Raw genomic sequence first — 18,421 nt, 5'->3', positions numbered from 1 at the left:
TGTTGTTCTTGAAAGGGTCGAGATGAAGTTTTTGTTCGCCGGTGTTTCCGGCCTTGCCTTGCTCGCCACCAGTCCTGCCTATGCCGTACTGACGCCTGCGGACGTCACCGATCGGTTGGAAGCGATGGCGGCACTGGCGGACGGTGCGATCCAGTATGATCTGGAAACGCGCGAAGATGGCAGTGTCGTTCTGCGCGATATCCTGATCCTTGGCCCCGATGATGAACCGCTGCTGCGCCAGACGCAGGGGGAAATCGTATTCGCGCCCATTTTGAACGACGATTTCGAAGTCGATGTTCAGGGGCTGGAAGCGTTGAGTTTCGATCTGATGGAGGACGGCGTTCAAATCAGTGAGGTGTCGATCACCCACGACGATTACACCTATCAGATGCGAGGTTCGGCAGAACTGGTGGAGAGCGTCTATATGGTAAGTCGTGCAACGGTTGACATGTCCAACGATGGTGTCGCCGGCATGCCGACCTTTACCGCATCGCTCATCGGCGAAGGCATCACTTCGGAGACGGTGAGCAATTTCGCGCGGAGCGAGGGAAGCATGTCCACCCGGATCGAGCGGGTGACGACTGAGAGTTTGACTTCCCAGGCACAAGCCGGCGTGAGTACCCGCGCGCTGTCTGTTTACGAGGACACGATCTATCAGGCGGAGTGGGCAGGCATGCCGCTGGCGGAGCGTCTCGCCGGTTTGCGCGCCGAGGAGATTCCGCCAGTTCTCAAGCAGGATTCCTTTGCTGTCAGCGGGACGTCCGGGCAGACTCGATCTGCCTCGGAAATGACGAATCGCGGTGGGACGACGATTTTGACGGATGCCAGTACGGGTGCCTCCGCCTTCAATGCCGAGCTGAAAGAGGGTCAGTTGACCGCGCAGATCAGCGGTGAGGGCTTGGCTGTGACACTTGCCGGCACCGCATTGCCCTTTCCAAAGGCGTCGGTTTCTCTCGCGGGGCTCGATACGTCCCTGTCTATACCAGTGATGGTTGAGAAGGGTACCGCGAACGGAGCGTATAGCTTGCGCCTGGATCAGCTGTCGGTTTCGGACAACGTCTGGAATATGGTGGATCCGCAAGGACAACTGTCTCGCGACCCTGCCGACCTCGTCTTGGATCTGGCGTTTGGCGGGCAATTCGAGGATGGATTGTTCGCGCAGATGTCCGAAATTGAGCAGGACATCAGTCGCCTCAAGTTTGAGAGTTTGGATGTTGACGAAGTTTCGCTGTCCGCGATCGGCGTTGATCTGGTGGCAGACGGTGCGTTTACCTTCGATAACTCGCAAGGCGAAACCGTGCCGCAAGGCAGCATGAACGCGGAGGTGTCAGGTCTGGACGGAGTTATCGAAACCTTGGCTGGTATGGGTGTGCTGCCGCCTGAGATCATGATGAGTGCACGGATGATGATGGGGTTGATGCTGGTGCCGGGGGACCGGCCGGATACGTATACTTCGGTCATTGATGTAGCACCTGACGGTACAGTCAGTGCGAACGGTGTGCCGCTGCAATAAATACCCGTCCCGAATGCTACAGAACGAAAAGGCCGCTTCCTCAAAGGAAAGCGGCCTTTCCAGATCTTGCTCGGCGCCCAATCAGGCAAGCATCGTGATGGGATCCTCAAGGTTCTCCTTGACCGCGGCGAGGAATTCCGCCCCGAGCGCACCATCGATGACCCGGTGATCGACCGAGAGGGTGACGCTCATCACCGTGGCGGTGGTCAGTTCCCCATCCTTGCCCACGACAGGTTTCTTCACTCCCGCCCCGACGGCGAGGATCGAGGCGTGCGGCGGGTTGATGACGGCGTCGAAATTCTCCACCCCCATCATGCCGAGATTCGAAATCGCGAAGGTGCCACCCTGATATTCGTGAGGTGCAAGTTTGCGATCACGCGCACGACCGGCCAGATCCTTCATTTCTTTCGACAAGGAGCTGAGGCTCTTGCTGTCGGCATCGCGCAGAACCGGGGTGAACAGGCCCCCTTCGATGGCCACGGCGACGGCCACGTCCGACGGCTTCAGCTTCAGAATCCGGTCGCCTGCCCAGACGGCGTTGCAATCCGGGACCTGCTGAAGCGCGTTCGCACAGGCCTTGATGATGAAGTCGTTGACCGACAGTTTGACGCCCTTGGCCTCCAACCCCTTGTTGAGTTGGCTACGGAATTTCATCAGCGCGTCGAGATGGATGTCGCGGCGCAGATAGAAATGCGGAACCGTCTGCTTCGCTTCTGTCAGGCGGGTGGCGATGGTCTTGCGCATACCGTCGAGTTTGACTTCCTCGTAGTCGCGATCCGCGTACATCTTCGCCACGGTTTCGGCGGACATGCCCTGAACTGGCGCGCCCCCTTTCGGAGCCATCTTTTCAGCAGGTGCTGCCTTGTCCTCGGACGCGGCCTTCTTCGGCTGCGCCGTGGCGTTTTCCACGTCGGATTTCACTATGCGGCCATGGGGGCCGGAGCCGGTGATCTCGCTCAGATCCAGACCCTTATCCGCTGCGATCCGCCTTGCGAGCGGCGTGGCGAAAAGGCGCTCACCATCCTTCGATTTAGCGGGTGCAGTTTTCGGTGCATGGGTCGGGGCAGGCTTGGCGGCATCATCGTCGCGGCCGTATCCCTTCGCCGGTTCGACTTCCTTGGGCGCCTCAGCCGGAGCGGCGTTCGAAGAGGCCTCTTCTGAAGGGGCCGAAGCATCGTCGATGTCGTCAGCGCTTTCCCCTTCCTCCAGCAGGACGGCGATCAGGTCGTTGACCTTCACACCCTCCGTGCCCTCCTCGACCACGATCTTGCCGATCGTGCCCTCGTCCACGGCCTCGAACTCCATCGTGGCCTTGTCCGTCTCGATCTCCGCGATCACGTCGCCGGAGGAGACGCTGTCCCCCTGCTTGACGACCCATTTCGCGAGTGTGCCTTCCTCCATTGTCGGGGAAAGCGCGGGCATCAGAATGTTGATGGGCATGTTTTCCCCTTCCTTACTTGTAGGTCACGGCACGAACTGCGTCGATCACCTCTTGAGTGGTGGTCAGCGCGTGCTTTTCGAGATTTGCGGCATAGGGCATCGGCACGTCCTTGCCCGTGCATGACAGGACCGGCGCGTCGAGGTAGTCGAACGCCTCCGCCATGATATGGGCGGCCAGATGGTTCGACATCGACGCGACGGGAAAGCCCTCCTCAACGGTGACGCAGCGATTGGTCTTCTTCACCGAGTTGATGACCGTCGCGTAGTCGATGGGCCGCAGAGTGCGCAGGTCGATCACCTCAGCCGAGATACCCATTTCGGTCAGCGCGTCAGCTGCCTCCAGCGCGTATGTCATGCCGATGCCCCAGCTGACGATGGTCACGTCCGTGCCCTCGCGCCAGATCTTCGCCTTGCCGAACGGAATGGTGAAATCGTCGATCTCCGGCACGTCGAACGTTTTGCCATAGAGGATTTCGTTTTCGAGGAAGATCACCGGATTGGGATCGCGGATCGCCGTTTTCAGCAGACCCTTCGCGTCGGAGGCGGAGTAGGGTTGAACGACCTTGAGACCCGGAATGCTGGAATACCACGCAGCGTAATCCTGCGAGTGTTGCGCACCCACCCGCGCGGCCGCACCGTTCGGGCCACGGAACACGATGGGACAGCCCATCTGACCGCCGGACATGTACAGCGTCTTGGCGGCAGAGTTGATGATCTGATCGATCGCCTGCATGGCGAAGTTGAAGGTCATGAACTCCACGATCGGGTTCAACCCGCCGAACGCGGCACCGACGGCAAGGCCGGTGAAGCCATGCTCGGTGATCGGGGTGTCGATCACACGCTTTGCGCCGAATTCGTCGAGCAGGCCCTGGCTGATCTTGTAGGCGCCCTGATATTCGGCCACCTCCTCCCCCATCAGGAAGACATTCTCGGACCGGCGCATTTCCTCGGCCATTGCATCGCGCAGGGCCTCACGGACGGTTTGCGATTTGAAGCTGGTTCCCTCGGGCACGTCCGGCGTCGGGGCAGGCGTATCCGCCGCAGGTTTTGCGGCGGCGGGAGCTTTCTCATGTTCGATTTCTGAAGACGCGTCCTCTTGCGGTTCTGCCTTCTCCTCCGGGGCCGCCGCTGGGGCGGCATCCGCGGCGGAGGCATCCTCACCTTCCTCCAGCAGGATGGCGATGGGGGTGTTTACCTTGACGCCCTCGGCGCCCTCCTCGATCAGGATCTTGCCGATCGTGCCTTCGTCCACGGCCTCGAACTCCATCGTGGCCTTGTCCGTCTCGATCTCCGCGATCACGTCGCCGGAGGAGACGCTGTCCCCCTCCTTGACGACCCATTTCGCGAGGGTGCCTTCCTCCATCGTCGGGGAAAGCGCGGGCATCAGGATCTCGATGGTCATACTGCTGCCTCCTGCGGAAGTTCGTCGGCGTAAATATCGGTCCACAGCTCTTCGAGCGCGGGTTCCGGGCTTTCCTGTGCGAACTTGGCGGATTCGTTGATGATCGCCTTGATCTCCTTGTCCACGTCCTTCAGCTCATCCTCGCTTGCGTGATTGCCGGTCAGCAGCATCGCCTTGATGCCCTCGATCGGGTCGCGCTCCTCGCGCATTTTCTGCACTTCCTCACGGGTGCGGTATTTTGCCGGATCGGACATGGAGTGACCACGATAGCGGTATGTCTTCACTTCCAGGATATACGGTCCCTTGCCCGCGCGGCAGTGGGCGACGGCGGCTTCACCGGCTTCCTTGACCGCCAGAACGTCCATGCCGTCCACCTCACGCCCCTCGATTCCGAAGGCTGCGCCCCGCTCCCAATACGAAGGGGAGTGGGTGGAGCGTTGCACCGAGGTGCCCATCGCATACTGGTTGTTCTCGATGACGAAAATCACCGGCAAGTCCCAAAGCGCGGCCATGTTGTAGGTCTCGTAGACCTGACCCTGGTTCGCCGCCCCGTCACCGAAATAGGCGAAGGAAACGGTGTCCTCGCCCTTGTATTTGTTGGCGAAAGCCAGTCCGGCACCGATCGGCACCTGGGCCGCGACGATGCCGTGACCGCCGTAGAATTTCTTCTCCTCCGAGAACATGTGCATCGAGCCGCCCTTGCCACGGGAATAGCCGCCCTCGCGGCCGGTCAGCTCAGCCATCACGCCCTTGGGGTCCATGCCGCAGGCCAGCATGTGACCGTGATCGCGATAGGAGGTCACGCGGCTGTCGCCCTCCTTCGCTGCGGCCTCCAGCCCGACGACCACCGCTTCCTGACCGATATAAAGATGACAGAACCCGCCGATCAGGCCCATGCCGTAAAGCTGGCCCGCCTTTTCTTCGAATCGCCGGATCAGGAGCATGTCGCGATAATAGGCGAGCAATTCCTCCCTGGACGCGTTGGGGCGCTTGGCCGCCGCCTTTCGTGTCGCCATGAAACGTCTCCTCAGACTCGTTTGATATCAAACTACCCTAGCTTAACGTTGGGTTACATCAATAGCACCCATAAATTTCAGGTGGATCGATGTCGAGGGTCGTCAAAGGATTTCGGTGTCAGCGGATCAAAATTTCGTCAGGTCGAACCAGCCCCAGAACCAGCCGCGCCCGCTCATCCAGCAGGTCAAGGTCAAGGTAATCGCTGGAAAGTCTGTGCGTGCGGTTTTCCAACTCACCACGCTCCTGCCGCAGACTGGCCAGCGTGACGTTCAGATCGCGGATGTCCTCATGCACCGTGGCCAGGCGGGTCATGCCGTGATTGCCCTGCAGGGCGATGAACGCGAAATAGATTATCAGTCCCAGCGCACCGAGCGAAAATGCCGCGTCGCTCAACGCTCGGGCCGGAATGCTGGATGGTTTGACCACGGAATTACCAGACGACTGCAAAGATTAAATTTTCTTATAGCGACTATGGCAAATTCAGAATCGTCTGTGAAACACTTTCGGCGTGAAAACACTCAGACTGGTATTTTCGCTACACTTGCGGGCAGCTTGGGGTGGGGCGGCCTGTACCGGCCGCCCCGTTGGATCAGTCACGGCCCTTGTAGATGTCGATGATCTTGCCGAGCATATCGAGCGCCTCACCCCGCTCGCGCTGGAACGTGTTGCGTCCGATGATCGAGCCGTTGCCGCCGCCGTCGCGGATCGCGCGGGCATCGTCGTAGACCGAGTCCGCGCCCTTCTTGGACCCGCCCGAGAAGACGACGATCCGGCGTCCGTCGAAGCTGGCCTGCATGCAGTGGCGCACCCGTGCCGCCTGATCGGAGATGTCGATGCCCTCGTTCTCGTAGACCTTCTTGGCCTCAGACAGGCTGAGGTGATCGCTGCTCAGCTTGATCTTGATGATATGCGCGCCCAGCAGGGCGGCGATCTGTGCGGCGTAGGCACCGATATCGATCGCCGTCTCGCCGTCCTTGTCTAGGGCTTCACCCCGGGGATAGGACCAGATGACGGTCGCGATGCCCTTGGCCGCCGCCTCCTGCCGCATGGCCGAGATTTCCTCGAACATGTCCAGACCGGCGGATGATCCGGGATAGATGGTGAAACCGATGGCAGAACAGCCCAGACGCAGGGCATCGTCAACGGTGGCAGTGATCGCCTGATCTTTCGGCGCTTCGTCGGGGATCAGCGAGTTCGCGCTGTTGGCCTTCAGAATGGTGGGGATTTGACCGGCGAATGTGTCCGCTCCAGCCTCGATCATACCCAGCGGCGCGGCATAGGCGGACAGGCCCGCATCTATGGCCAGTTGATAGTGGTAATGCGGATCATAGGCGGCGGGGTTCGGCGCGAAGCTGCGGGCAGGGCCGTGTTCGAACCCCTGATCGACGGGCAGGATCACCAGTTTGCCCGATCCCCCCAGTTTACCCTGCATCAGTATCCGGCACAGGTTCGCCTTCACTCCGGGCGTTTCGCCCTCATAATTGGCAAGGATGTTGCGAACGATGCGAGTGGCTTTCATCAGGGGGTCCTCCAGGAGCCTCGGGAAACATGATGTTTGCTAGCCAGCAGGCGCGGACCGGTCAACTGTGTGACCGGCCCCCAACCGCTTTGAATCATGTGCGGTGCAACAAATATTCCAAAAATCCAGGCAAATGCCTGAACGATGAGCGGATGCCCGGAAAATCAGGCGCCTAGCCCAATGCCGCGACGCCAGGCAGGGTCTTGCCCTCCAGCCACTCCAGAAACGCGCCGCCAGCGGAGGACACGTATGTGAAATGATCCGCCGCCCCCGAAATGTTCAGCGCGGCGACAGTATCGCCGCCGCCCGCGACGGAAACGAGGCGTCCCTCTCGTGTCAGCTCCGCAACCGTCAGGGCCGCGGCCTTGGTCGCGGCGTGAAACGGCTCGATCTCGAACGCGCCCAAGGGACCATTCCACACAACGGCCTTGGCCTGACCGAACAGTTCGGCAACGGCGCGGACAGTTTCCGGCCCGGCGTCGAGGATCATCGCATCCTCGGGGCAGGCATTCGCCGCCACAGTCTCCGACTCGGCGCCGGCCTTGAACTCCCGCGCGACAACCACATCGACCGGCAGATGCAACGTGCAGCCCGACCCGTTCGCCTTGTCCATGATGGCGCGGGCGGTGTCGGTCATGTCGTGTTCACACAGCGACTTGCCCACGTCGATGCCCTGCGCGGCCAGAAACGTGTTCGCCATGCCGCCGCCGATCACGATATGATCCATGCGGTCGATCAGATTGCCCAGCAGGTCCAGCTTGGTCGAAACCTTCGCCCCACCCACCACGGCGACGACCGGGCGCGGCGGATCGCCCAGCACCGCCTGTAACGCGCCCAGTTCCTCCGCCATCAGACGCCCCGCGCAGCTGGGAAGCAGCCGCGCCAGCCCCTCGGTTGAGGCATGGGCCCGATGCGCGGCGGAGAATGCGTCGTTGCAATAGATGTCGCCGCCTTGGGCCAGCGCCTTGGCGAAATCCGCGTCGTTCTGCTCCTCACCGGGGTGGAAGCGCGTGTTCTCCGCCAGAACCACGCCGCCGTCGGGCAGATCGGCCAGCGCGTCCTTCACCGGTACGCCGATGCAATCGCTGGCGAAGCGGACCGGCACGCCGAGATGTTCCTCAACGGTGGAAACGATCTGCTCCAGGCTCATATCCGCAACGACCTTGCCCTTTGGCCGCCCGAAATGCGCCAGCAGCACCGGTGTGCCGCCAGCGGCCAGAATATCGCGCACGGTCGGCACGATCCGCTCGATCCGGGTGGCGTCGCTGACCGCGCCATCCTGCATGGGCACGTTCAGATCGACGCGCGTCAGCACGACCTTTCCAGCGAGGTCGAGATCGTCGAGGGTTTTCCAGCTCATGTCGGGATCCTTTGAGGTCAGCGCCAGAATGCCATCCAGGTCGAGATGCGCCACAACAGCTTCATCGCGTCGATCCAGAGGTCCCAGCCAAAAAAGAGGGTGTCGGCGAGGAAGATGGCAACGATGATACCGCCAAGCCAAAGGGCGAATGTCGTGTTCATGAATCCTCTCCGACCGTCGCATCCTGTTTACGCAACGTCCGCAGATATGTCACCCGCCGTTCGGGGCCAGGCAACCCGTCGGAATGGAAATCGGGCGTGCCACACAGAGCGTAGATGCGTATTGCGGGGGAGGTGTCACCCCCCCCCCCGCAAAGGATATTACAGCAGATCGCGGACCTTTTGCGCGACAGCCTCGGCGGTGATGCCGAAATGCTCGAACAACTCACCTGCCGGGGCGGAGGCGCCGAAGCTGTCCATGCCGACGAAATCGGCTTTCTTCCAGTTGCCACGCTCACCGCACAGCCACTTGTCCCAGCCCTGACGGATGCCCGCCTCGACCGCGACGCGCACGGGGCCTGCGGGCAGAACCCGCTTGCGATAGGCCTCGTCCTGCTGCTCGAACAGTTCCCATGACGGCATGGAGACGACGCGCACGCCGATGCCCTCGTTTTCCAGCAGACGCCGTGCTTCCAGCGCGACGGAGACTTCCGAACCGGTGGCCAGCAGGATCGCCATGCGCTTGCCCTGCGATTCCGCCAGAACGTATGCGCCCTGTGCCGTCAGGTTCTTCGTCTTGTGCTCGGTCCGGACCACCGGCAGGTTCTGACGGGTCAGGGCCAGCATCGACGGCCCCTCCATCGTCACGGCCAGTTCCCAGGCCTCCGCCGTCTCGATGGTATCGGCGGGACGCAGGACCGTCAGGTTCGGGATGGCGCGCATCGCGGCCATGTGCTCGACCGGCTGGTGCGTGGGGCCGTCTTCACCCAGACCGATGGAATCGTGGGTCATCACATAGGCCACCCGGATGTTCATCAGCGCGGACAGGCGCATCGCCGGGCGGGCGTAATCGGTGAAGGCCATGAACGTGCCGCCATAGGGCAGGACACCGCCATGCAGCGCCATGCCGTTCATCGCGGCGGCCATACCATGTTCGCGGATGCCATAGGACACGTGCCGACCACTGCGGTTGTCCGCATCGAACGTGCCCAGATCCGGCGTCAACGTGTTGTTGGAGCCGGTCAGGTCAGCGGAGCCGCCGATCGTCTCGGGCAGGATGGAGTTGATGACGCCGAGCGCCAGTTCCGATGCCTTGCGCGTGGCGACAGCCTTGCCCGCCTCGGATGCGTCCTGTTTGAAGCGTTTGATCGCGGCGGACAGCTTCTTGGGTGTCTCGCCGGACATCTGGCGCTTGAACTCGGCTTGCTTGGTGCCGGACAGTCCTGCGAGGCGCGTTTCCCATTCCTGACGGGCGATTGCCCCGCGCGCACCGATCTGGCGCCACTCCGACAGCAGGTCGGCGGGAATGTCGAACGGCGCGTGGGTCCAGCCATAGGCCTTGCGCGTGTCCGCGATCAGCGTGTCGTCGGTCAGCGCGCCGTGGCCCTTGGACGTATCCTGAGCCGAGGAACCGATGGCGATATGCGTCTTGCACGCGATCATCGAGGGCTTGGGCGATTGCTTCGCCTGCCGGATCGCCTCGTCAATGCTCTCGGGGTCGTGCCCATCGCAGGAGAAGACGGACCAGCCCGACGCCTCGAACCGCGCCATCTGATCGGTCACATCGGAAATAGAGACCTTGCCGTCGATGGTGATGCCATTGTCATCCCACAACACGATCAGCTTGCCCAGTTGTTGCTTGCCCGCCAGGCCGATGGCCTCCTGCGAAACCCCTTCCATCAGGCAGCCGTCGCCCGCGATCACGTAGGTGTGGTGATCCACGATCTTCTTGCCGAACCGTGCCTGCAAGGCTGCCTCGGCGATGGCGAAGCCGACGGAGTTCGCGATGCCCTGACCCAGCGGGCCGGTCGTCGTCTCGATTCCGTCCGCGTGACCGTATTCCGGGTGGCCCGCCGTGCGCGCGCCCAACTGGCGGAAATTCTTGATCTCCTCCAGCGTGATGTCGGAATAGCCGGTCAGATACATCAGCGCATAAAGCAGCATGGAGCCGTGGCCCGCCGACAGCACGAACCGGTCGCGGTCGGCCCAGCGGGGCTGCGAAGCGTCGAACTTCAGGTGCTTCTCGAACAGGACCGTCGCCACGTCCGCCATGCCCATGGGCATACCGGAATGGCCGGAATTCGCGGCCTTGACCGCGTCGAGGGCCAGCACACGGATCGCGGTGGCCTTGTTCCAATGATCGGGGTGGCGGGCGCGCAGGTCTTCGATGTTCACGAGTGATCTCTCATCCACTGGGAAAAGTCGCGCTCTCAATACCACTGCACACCCTTTGGTCAAGCGTATCGGGCCCGCATACCGCAATCGAGGCGACTTTCAGCCGGTTTGGGGTCATTTTGGAAGCATCGCGGGGCACCGGGCGGACTCGCAGCAATTTCACCGGTGAAAATGCGTGTCAAAACTGGCGAAGGTCGAAGGAACGCGATACGTTACGCCAAAACAGGGCGAACCCCCCAGGGCAGCAGAGGCATGACATGAACGATATCGAGGCATTGGAGGCCCGCATCCAGGCGGCCACCACCCGGATCGCCACCGCCATCGCGGCAAAACAGAACGTTGCGGCGGAACCGGGCGGCGATCCCGTCGCATTGCGCAGGTTGGAGCGGGTGAACGTCGCCCTGCGCGCGCAGCTCAAGGATATGGAGTTGAAGCGTGAGGCCGACATGGCGCAGCTCGACGGCCTGATCTCCGAATTGCGCCCCCTGGTGGAGGAAGCAGAAAATGGCTGAGATCGATCTGGATATCGGTGGAAAGACCTTCCGCGTCGCCTGCGCCGATGGGGAGGAACGCCAACTGCAATCCGCCGCGGCCCTCGTCGCGTCCGAGGCGCAGAACCTCGTCGCCGCCATCGGGCAACTGCCGGAAAGCCGGATGCTGCTGATGTCTTCGCTGATGCTGGGCGACCGGCACATCGCCTTGCAAGGTCAGCTTCGCGCGGCGGAGGACCGGATTCGCGCCCTCGAACTGCGTGCCGAACGGGCGGAGGCCGAAAGCGCCGCGCCCGCGCCGGGCGGTCTGTTCCAGCAGGATCCGGCGGAGGCGCTCGCCGCACTGACCCGCACCGCCGAAACGCTGGAGGCAATGGCCGACGCATTGGAGGCCAAGGCGGAATGAGCGTTCATGTCTACGGCATTCCATCCTGCACAACGGTTCGCAAGTCCCTGAAATGGCTCGACTCGCGCAATGTGGCCTATGAGTACACCCCCTTCGCGAAGGTGCCGGACCTGGCCGCGGCGTTGCGCACATGGATCGACAGCGCGGGGCAGGACCGGGTAATGAACGCGCGCGCCGCGACCTTTCGCGCCTTGCCTCAGCCCGAGCAGGAGCGCATGAAATCGGACGTGGATTTCGCCATCGCCCGCATGGTGGCCGATCCGCGACTGATCAAGCGGCCCGTGCTGGTCGCCGGCACCACGGTTGCGACCGGGTTCGATGAGGCGGAGTGGCGTGAAGCAATCTGAAATCCAGCGATTTCCAAATCTCGTTTTTGGCGGTGGGGGGACGCGATGCTTCTGGCATGGCGGTTTTCTCGGGTCGATCTACGATTTGCTGGCGCCGACGCAGAAAATCAACGCAGTCTCGGGCGGGGCGCTGTCCGCGCTCGCCTATGTGACGAAGCAGGAGGCGCGGCTGCTCGACATTACCGGCAGTCATTTCGACGTTGCCGCAGGTGGCCCCGGCAACATGAGCTGGGCGCGAAGGCGCAGCGGCGGCGATCTGTTCATTCATCAGGTGCTCTACCGTACGATCGTTTCGATCATGATGGATAACGCCGCCGCGGTAGAGGCAATCGCGGAGGGTCCGCAATTCACCGTCCAACTGGCCAAGCCTTCCCGCTACGGCGCGCTGGCCACCGTGCTCGCCTACGCGGCGGAGGTTCCGGCCCGAGGATCACCGCATGTCCGCGCGGCGCGTCGCATGGGGGCGGTTCCCGTCTATGTCGATGCGCGTCAGGCCGCGCGTGAGGGGCGCTTCGTCGATCTGGTCGTGGCGGCCGCGTCCAGCCCGCCGGTCTTTGACCAACTGTTCTGGGACGGCGTCGCGGTGATCGACGGTGGTGTGGTGGACAATGCCTTCCCGCATGAGGAGGGTGAGGACCAGCTTATCATGGTCACGCGCCCCTATCCCAAACTGCCCGTGATCGAGGGGCGCACCTACGCGAAACCCTCGCGCAAGATCGCGACCAACAAGCTGGACTTCACCGACCGCGCCGGGATCGAGGCCGCCTGGAAACAGGGGATGGATGACGGGGCCGCGTTCCGCGCAACCCTGACAGCATAGTCTTCACCGGGTTTAGCGTGGGCAAAGGCGGTGAGGCTGGCCGGTACAAGGCATTGAGCGCATACAGAACGGCAATCATCCTGTCGGGCACATAGGTTGCGCCCGACAGGTGGCAGGATCATTCCTGCTTGTTCGCCTCACGAACGCGCGCGGCGGCTTCCTCATCGAACGAAACGCCGTTTTCCTTGAGCAAGGTATCCATCTCGCCCGACAGGACCATTTCGGTGATGATGTCGCAGCCGCCCACGAACTCACCTTTTACATAGAGCTGGGGGATCGTCGGCCATTCCGAATAATCCTTGATTCCCTGCCGGATATCCTCGTTCGCCAGAACGTTCACATCCTTGAAGGGGACATTCATGTAGGTCAGAACACCTGCCACACGGGATGAGAATCCGCATTGCGGCATGGAGGCCGTGCCCTTCATGAACAGGACGACATCGTTGCCCTTTACGTCCGCGTCGATGATGTCATGTGCGGGATTTGTCATTGCCTGGGCTCCTTGGTTTTCACTGCACGTGCCTTGATGGCCTGATCGCGCATGTAGTCGTTCGCCTTCTGGATGTCACCATGTCCCAGCGGATTCCCGAACGTGGTGTGCACCTCACGCAGTTTGGTGGGGTCAATGTCGAATTTCTCTGCGAATGTTCGGGCAGGGCGCTTCGATCTGAAGGCATATTCGATGATGGCCAGCAGGATGACAGCGGCGATAATGCCGCCGATCACATAGACCATCCATATGGTCCCCTCGCTCACGCCGGAACCTTGGTCGTCAACGCCAGAGCGTGCAGCAACCCGTTGCTGCCCTGCATCTGATCGCCCAATGCCGCATAAACGGCCTGATGTTGTTTTACCCGGCTCAGCCCGCGAAATTCCTCCGCCGTGACGAAGGCGGCGTAGTGATTGCCGTCACCGGCCAGATCGTCGATCCGAATCTCGGCGTCGGGGAATTTCTTGCGGATCAGGGCTTCGATCTCATGCGCCTGCATGGCCATCGTGTCATCTCCCTCTCTCGTTTGATGAAAATGTATTGCGTCCCGCTGCGGGCGGCAAGGTGTGCCGCCGCATCGCGTTTCGGTCCCGACCAACCTCAGCCGAAGCGATGGGGCAGGGCGGTATCGCTGGCCACCCGCAGATCGGCCAGCGCAACCGAGGCGGAGCCGAGCACGACCGCGCCCCCTCCGACCTGGCCCACGACCTTCGCGGGCAGCCCCTTGGACCGGGCCATGGCGACCAGTGCCTCCGCATCGCGGGTGGCGAGCAGATAACGCGCCTGATCCTCACCGAACCACCAGCCGGTTCCGCTGCCCTCCAACGTGATGCCGACATCGCCCGCCAGCGCCATATCGCTGGCCGCCAGCGCAAGCCCGCCATCCGACAGGTCGTGGGCCGCGCGGATCAGACCGGCGGCGAACGCGGCCCGCACCAGTTCGCCATGCGCCCGCTCCGCCGTCAGATCGACGGGCGGGGCGTCGCCTTCGATGCGCTGATACAGTTCTGCCAGCAGGGCGGACTGGCCCAGATGACCGCGTGTTTCCCCCAGCAGGACCAGCGTATCGCCATCGCTGGGCGCCGTGGGGATCATATCGTCAAGCGAGGCAAGCAGGCCCACTGCGCCGATGGTCGGGGTGGGCAGAATGCCGGTGCCGTCCGTCTCGTTATACAAGCTGACATTGCCCGACACGATCGGCATGTCCAGCGCCGCGACCGCCGCGCCGATCCCCTCGATACAGCCTACAAGCTGCCCCATGATCTGCGGCTTTTCCGGATTGCCGAAGTTGAGGTTGTCGGTCGTGGCCAAGGGGGTGGCCCCGGTCGCACAAAGGTTGCGATACGCCTCCGCCACCGCCTGCTTGCCGCCCTCGACCGGGTTCGCCAGGCAATAGCGCGGCGTCACGTCCGAGGTGAAGGCCAGCGCCTTGTCCGTTCCGTGCACCCGCACGACGCCCGCATCGGCACCGGGCGCGCGCACGGTATCGGCCATGACGGTGGTGTCGTATTGCTGCCAGACCCATGCGCGTGAGCCATAATTGGCGGAGCCTGCCAGTCCCAGCAGCGCCTCCGCCGGGTCCACCTCGGGCACGTCCCCGACTGGTCCTGCCGGTGGGGTGGCGACCCAGGGGCGGTCATATTCGGGGGCGGTTCCCGACAGCGCCTTCAACGGCAGGTCGGCCTTTACCTCCCCATTGTGCACGATCAGAAAACGATCCTCGGCAATCGTCTCACCCACAATGGCGAAGTCCAGATCCCATTTGTCAAACACCGCCTTGGCCTCATCCTCCTTGGCGGGCAGCAGGACCATCAACATGCGTTCCTGCGATTCCGACAGCATCATCTCATAGGCGGTCATGTTTTCTTCACGCACTGGCACCCGCTCCAGATCCAGCCGGACGCCCAGATTGCCCTTGTCGCCCATTTCCACGGCGGAGCAGGTCAGGCCCGCCGCCCCCATGTCCTGAATCGAGATCACGGCCCCCGTCGCCATCAATTCCAGCGTTGCCTCCATCAGGCGCTTTTCGGTGAAGGGGTCGCCGACCTGCACGGTGGGGCGCTTGTCCTCGATGGTGTCATCGAACTCGGCGGAGGCCATGGTCGCGCCGCCCACGCCATCACGGCCCGTCTTCGCGCCCAGATAAACCACCGGCATTCCCACGCCTGACGCCGCCGAATAGAAAATCTTGTCCGCATCCGCCAGACCGGCTGCGAAGGCATTTACCAAACAGTTGCCATCGTAAGCCGCGTGAAACCGCAATTCCCCGCCCACCGTAGGCACGCCAAAGGCATTGCCGTAGCCGCCCACCCCCTCAACCACACCATTGACGAGAGTTCGGGTGCGCGGATGCTCGACCCGGCCGAAGCTGAGCGCGTTCATCGCCGCGATCGGACGCGCGCCCATGGTGAACACGTCGCGCAGAATGCCGCCGACGCCGGTGGCGGCCCCTTGATACGGCTCAATATAGGAGGGGTGGTTGTGGCTCTCCATCTTGAAGACGACGGCCATCTTCTGCCCGTCGGGACCTTCGCCGATATCGACGACGCCCGCATTTTCACCTGGGCCGCAGATCACTTGCGGGCCGGTTGTGGGCAGGGTGCGCAACCACTTCTTCGACGACTTGTAGGAACAATGCTCGTTCCACATGGCGGAAAAGATGCCCAGTTCGGTGAAGCTCGGCTCACGCCCGATCAGGTCGAGGATGCGCTGGTATTCCTCATCGTTCAGGCCGTGAGCGGCGATAAGGTCAGGGGTGATGGCGGGATCGTTGGACATCGGGGCCTCCGGCAGGCTTGCGTTGCAGCCTTTTAGGGGGCGGAGGCCCCTGTCGGCAAGTCACCTCTGCCGCTGATCTATGCGTCGCTCATAGACCGGCTGATGCGGCGGGTGAAGTTGACGTTGCAGCGGATCGGTTCGGCTGGCAATCGAATATGTATTCGCGAACAGAAATAACATGACGTTCTCCTCCTCCTGTGTTTCGATGTACTGAATATGAGCCTGATTTCGACTTTATGCGAGCCATAACGGTTTCTGAAATGTTAGACTGAGTTACATATGCCCGAACCCTTGCTCCCGCCTCTCGCCGCCCTTCGCGCCTTTGAGGTGACGGCCCGCCATCTCAGCTTTTCCGCCGCGGGGCGGGAGTTGAACGTGACACATGCCGCCGTTGCACAGCAGGTGCGCGGGTTGGAGCGTGAACTGGACGTCATTCTGGTGCAGCGCGCGGGGCGCGGTCTGGCCCTGACAACGGACGGGCAGGCCCTGGCACATGACCTGGCGGAGGGATTCGCCAGCTTCCGGCAGGGAATTTCCAGAATTCGCGATCAGAAAAGCCTTCTGCCCGTGCGTATCGCGCTGACCCCCAGCTTTGCCGTCAGTTGGTTCATGCCCCGCCTTGCGGCCCTGCGCGATGCGCATCCGGACATCGAACTGGCGCTGAATCCCGGCCCGGAACTGGTGGATCTGGGGGCGGGTGAGTACGATCTGGCGATCCGCTTTGGTCCGGGCGGGTGGCCCGGCGTCATCAATGAGCCGTTCATTCCGACCTCGTTCGTCGTGTGCGCCGCGCCCACCCTGGTCGAATCCTGGTCGCCCGATTGCCCTGAAGACCTGCTCGCCCTGCCATGGTTCGAGGAGCCCGGCCGGCACGAACAGGCGATCTGGCTGACCGCGATGAATATCCCTATGGAACGTGTGAAAAACATCACGCAGATCCCCGGCTACATGATGCTGGCCGCCCTGCGTGAGGGGCAGGGCATTGCCGCGACCACAAAACTGTTCGTTCAGGAGGATGTGGACGCAGGCCGCCTGCGCATCTTGTGGGAGGATGAGACCCCGGGCTGCGGCTATCACCTGCTCTACCGCAAGGGCCCCCAGCGCGCGCAGGTCCAGGCCGTGCTCAAGTGGCTGAAAAAGCAGGTTGAGTAAGCAAAAAAAAGGCCGAGCATAAAGCTCGGCCCAAGTCCAACAGGGAGGTATCAAGACCGACGGGAAGCAACCGGAGCCGCACATCCGCCTGTCTTGAGAGGGTATCTAGAACGCCCGCCCGCTTATGGCAAGTGAGTGTGCACAACTGTATACGCATAGCTGTATCCCGCTGGGTGCATGTGTTGCGGTTGCAGCACAATCTGATCGCTATGGGCCACTGCGATCCATGGCGGTCAGCTCGCCGCCTCCGCCGCCTCCCGCTGGGCGCGTTTATAGGCGGCGATTTCGGCCAGAATGAAATCACGAAACGCCGCGACCCGCTTGGAATGACGCAATTCCTCGGGATAGGCGAGATAGACCGGCACCACGCCGCTCGCCTGGCTGGGCACGACGTTGACCAGATCGGGCTGGTTGTTCGTCACGTAATCGGGCAGGGCGCCGATGCCCAGGCCGTGGATCACCGATTGCAGAATGCCGAAATAGTTGTTTACCGTCAGATGGCTGGGATGATCTCCGTCGAGGAACGGGCGCAGCCAGGCCTGACCGGCGGCAACCTGCGGGGAATCGGGCGCATGTCCGATGATGCGATGGCGCATCAACTCCTCCGCCGTGGCGGGCAGGCCATTACGACCGATATAGTCCTCCGAGGCATAGAACCGCATCCGCACGTCCATCAGCCTGCGGCGGATCAGATCGGCCTGACTGGGTTCCTTGAGCCGGATGGCCACGTCCGCCTCACGCATCGGCAGATCGACGACCCGTTCGTCCAGCATCAGATTGATCTTGAGGTTGGGATACCTCTCGTAAAGCCGGATCAGGCGAGGGGCCAGCCACAGCGTACCGAATCCGGTGGTTGTGGTGACGCGCAGTTCGCCGAAAACCTCATCCTCGCTGTCGCGAATGCGCGCGGTGGCCGCCGCCAGCCGTTTGGCCATGTCGCGTGTGGCGGAATACAACAGCTCGCCCTGTTCGGTCAGCATCAGCCCGCGCGCATGGCGATGGAACAGGGTGACGTTCAACGCCTCCTCCAGCCCCCGAATCTGGCGGCTGACGGCAGATTGGCTCAGATGCAGGCTGTCCCCTGCATGGGTAAGAGAGCCGACATCCGCCACAGCATGGAAAATCCGCAATTTGTCCCAGTCCATACCGTCTTCGCTCCCCTCAGCTCCGATGTGTCCCGGCTGGATGATTGGCCACGGCAGATATGGACCGTTTCGACTTGCTCAAGACTATCGCGCGATTGTCACGCAACCGCCCGGCTTTTTTGCACGAGATTTGCTGCGAGGATACCAAATTCGCGTCGTGGGCCAAGGCGCTAAAGATAATTTCGGGTAAATTATAAAGATACTTTCG

19 protein-coding genes are annotated in these 18,421 nt (G+C 62.2%); 6 read left to right on the top strand and 13 right to left on the bottom strand.

The genetic code is table 11. The features are described 5' to 3' along the window. The first annotated feature begins 22 nt into the window (after positions 1 to 22). Positions 23 to 1,513, top strand: coding sequence for a DUF2125 domain-containing protein (locus G8E03_RS11445; RefSeq protein WP_166191908.1), 1,491 nt, complete (start codon positions 23 to 25; stop codon positions 1,511 to 1,513). A gap of 81 nt (positions 1,514 to 1,594) precedes the next feature. On the opposite strand, the gene G8E03_RS11440 is transcribed toward G8E03_RS11445, so the two are convergent. The 8 genes from G8E03_RS11440 to tkt all read right to left on the bottom strand — a co-directional run bounded on the left by G8E03_RS11440 (position 1,595) and on the right by tkt (position 10,584). Then, entirely contained in the window at positions 1,595 to 2,953 is a 1,359-nt protein-coding gene (locus tag G8E03_RS11440) for a pyruvate dehydrogenase complex dihydrolipoamide acetyltransferase (RefSeq protein WP_166191905.1), read from the bottom strand. Positions 2,954 to 2,966: 13 nt separating this feature from the next. Continuing rightward, a complete protein-coding gene (locus G8E03_RS11435; RefSeq protein WP_166191902.1) occupies positions 2,967 to 4,355 on the bottom strand; it encodes a pyruvate dehydrogenase complex E1 component subunit beta in 1,389 nt (462 codons plus the stop codon). Beyond that, a complete protein-coding gene (gene pdhA / locus G8E03_RS11430) occupies positions 4,352 to 5,371 on the bottom strand; it encodes a pyruvate dehydrogenase (acetyl-transferring) E1 component subunit alpha (RefSeq protein WP_166191899.1) in 1,020 nt (339 codons plus the stop codon). The genes G8E03_RS11435 and pdhA overlap by 4 nt, the downstream gene beginning before the upstream one ends. A gap of 118 nt (positions 5,372 to 5,489) precedes the next feature. Then, entirely contained in the window at positions 5,490 to 5,798 is a 309-nt protein-coding gene (locus tag G8E03_RS17470) for an FtsB family cell division protein (RefSeq protein WP_240910335.1), read from the bottom strand. Between the two features lie 163 nt (positions 5,799 to 5,961). Further along, positions 5,962 to 6,891 carry a class I fructose-bisphosphate aldolase gene (locus tag G8E03_RS11420; RefSeq protein WP_166191896.1) on the bottom strand — a complete coding sequence of 310 codons (930 nt, stop codon included), beginning with the start codon at positions 6,889 to 6,891 and terminating at the stop codon, positions 5,962 to 5,964. Between the two features lie 172 nt (positions 6,892 to 7,063). Beyond that, positions 7,064 to 8,251: a phosphoglycerate kinase gene (locus tag G8E03_RS11415; protein WP_166194157.1), complete on the bottom strand. Its 1,188-nt coding sequence runs from the start codon at positions 8,249 to 8,251 to the stop codon at positions 7,064 to 7,066. Positions 8,252 to 8,268: 17 nt separating this feature from the next. Further along, on the bottom strand, positions 8,269 to 8,412 hold the full coding sequence (locus tag G8E03_RS11410) for a hypothetical protein (RefSeq protein ID WP_166191894.1): 144 nt from the start codon (positions 8,410 to 8,412) through the stop codon (positions 8,269 to 8,271). Between the two features lie 159 nt (positions 8,413 to 8,571). Then, on the bottom strand, positions 8,572 to 10,584 hold the full coding sequence (tkt, locus tag G8E03_RS11405; protein WP_166191891.1) for a transketolase: 2,013 nt from the start codon (positions 10,582 to 10,584) through the stop codon (positions 8,572 to 8,574). 257 nt (positions 10,585 to 10,841) lie between these two features. On the opposite strand from tkt, the gene G8E03_RS11400 reads away from it, so the two are divergent. The 4 genes from G8E03_RS11400 to G8E03_RS11385 are packed head-to-tail and all read left to right on the top strand — an operon-like array spanning position 10,842 to position 12,648. Beyond that, on the top strand, positions 10,842 to 11,096 hold the full coding sequence (locus tag G8E03_RS11400; RefSeq protein WP_166191888.1) for a hypothetical protein: 255 nt from the start codon (positions 10,842 to 10,844) through the stop codon (positions 11,094 to 11,096). Then, the gene (locus tag G8E03_RS11395) at positions 11,089 to 11,481 is read left to right on the top strand and encodes a cell division protein ZapA (RefSeq protein ID WP_166191885.1); all 393 of its coding nucleotides are present in this window, start codon (positions 11,089 to 11,091) and stop codon (positions 11,479 to 11,481) included. Before G8E03_RS11400 ends, G8E03_RS11395 begins: the two co-directional genes overlap by 8 nt. Beyond that, positions 11,478 to 11,828 carry an ArsC/Spx/MgsR family protein gene (locus G8E03_RS11390; protein WP_166191882.1) on the top strand — a complete coding sequence of 117 codons (351 nt, stop codon included), beginning with the start codon at positions 11,478 to 11,480 and terminating at the stop codon, positions 11,826 to 11,828. The genes G8E03_RS11395 and G8E03_RS11390 overlap by 4 nt, the downstream gene beginning before the upstream one ends. Further along, a complete protein-coding gene (locus G8E03_RS11385) occupies positions 11,815 to 12,648 on the top strand; it encodes a patatin-like phospholipase family protein (RefSeq protein WP_166191879.1) in 834 nt (277 codons plus the stop codon). Before G8E03_RS11390 ends, G8E03_RS11385 begins: the two co-directional genes overlap by 14 nt. 118 nt (positions 12,649 to 12,766) lie before the next feature. On the opposite strand, the gene grxD is transcribed toward G8E03_RS11385, so the two are convergent. The 4 genes from grxD to purL form a co-directional block, all read right to left on the bottom strand. Continuing rightward, positions 12,767 to 13,138, bottom strand: a complete 372-nt coding sequence (grxD, locus tag G8E03_RS11380; protein WP_166191876.1) for a Grx4 family monothiol glutaredoxin — start codon at positions 13,136 to 13,138, stop codon at positions 12,767 to 12,769. After that, positions 13,135 to 13,383 carry a hypothetical protein gene (locus G8E03_RS11375; RefSeq protein WP_166191873.1) on the bottom strand — a complete coding sequence of 83 codons (249 nt, stop codon included), beginning with the start codon at positions 13,381 to 13,383 and terminating at the stop codon, positions 13,135 to 13,137. Before G8E03_RS11375 ends, grxD begins: the two co-directional genes overlap by 4 nt. Positions 13,384 to 13,400: 17 nt before the next feature. Then, positions 13,401 to 13,643 (bottom strand): BolA/IbaG family iron-sulfur metabolism protein, encoded by a 243-nt coding sequence (locus G8E03_RS11370; protein ID WP_166191870.1) that lies wholly within the window; start codon positions 13,641 to 13,643, stop codon positions 13,401 to 13,403. A gap of 95 nt (positions 13,644 to 13,738) precedes the next feature. Continuing rightward, on the bottom strand, positions 13,739 to 15,916 hold the full coding sequence (gene purL / locus G8E03_RS11365; RefSeq protein WP_166191867.1) for a phosphoribosylformylglycinamidine synthase subunit PurL: 2,178 nt from the start codon (positions 15,914 to 15,916) through the stop codon (positions 13,739 to 13,741). A gap of 279 nt (positions 15,917 to 16,195) precedes the next feature. On the opposite strand from purL, the gene G8E03_RS11360 reads away from it, so the two are divergent. Continuing rightward, entirely contained in the window at positions 16,196 to 17,068 is an 873-nt protein-coding gene (locus G8E03_RS11360) for a LysR family transcriptional regulator (RefSeq protein ID WP_166191864.1), read from the top strand. Between the two features lie 233 nt (positions 17,069 to 17,301). On the opposite strand, the gene G8E03_RS11355 is transcribed toward G8E03_RS11360, so the two are convergent. Beyond that, entirely contained in the window at positions 17,302 to 18,213 is a 912-nt protein-coding gene (locus G8E03_RS11355; protein WP_166191861.1) for a LysR family transcriptional regulator, read from the bottom strand. Between the last annotated feature and the right edge of the window lie 208 nt (positions 18,214 to 18,421).

This window comes from Pontivivens nitratireducens (assembly GCF_011290545.1).
GTDB lineage: Bacteria > Pseudomonadota > Alphaproteobacteria > Rhodobacterales > Rhodobacteraceae > Pontivivens > Pontivivens nitratireducens.
Note: the sequence above shows the minus strand (reverse complement) of the source record. Positions and strands in the feature narration are given on the sequence as shown.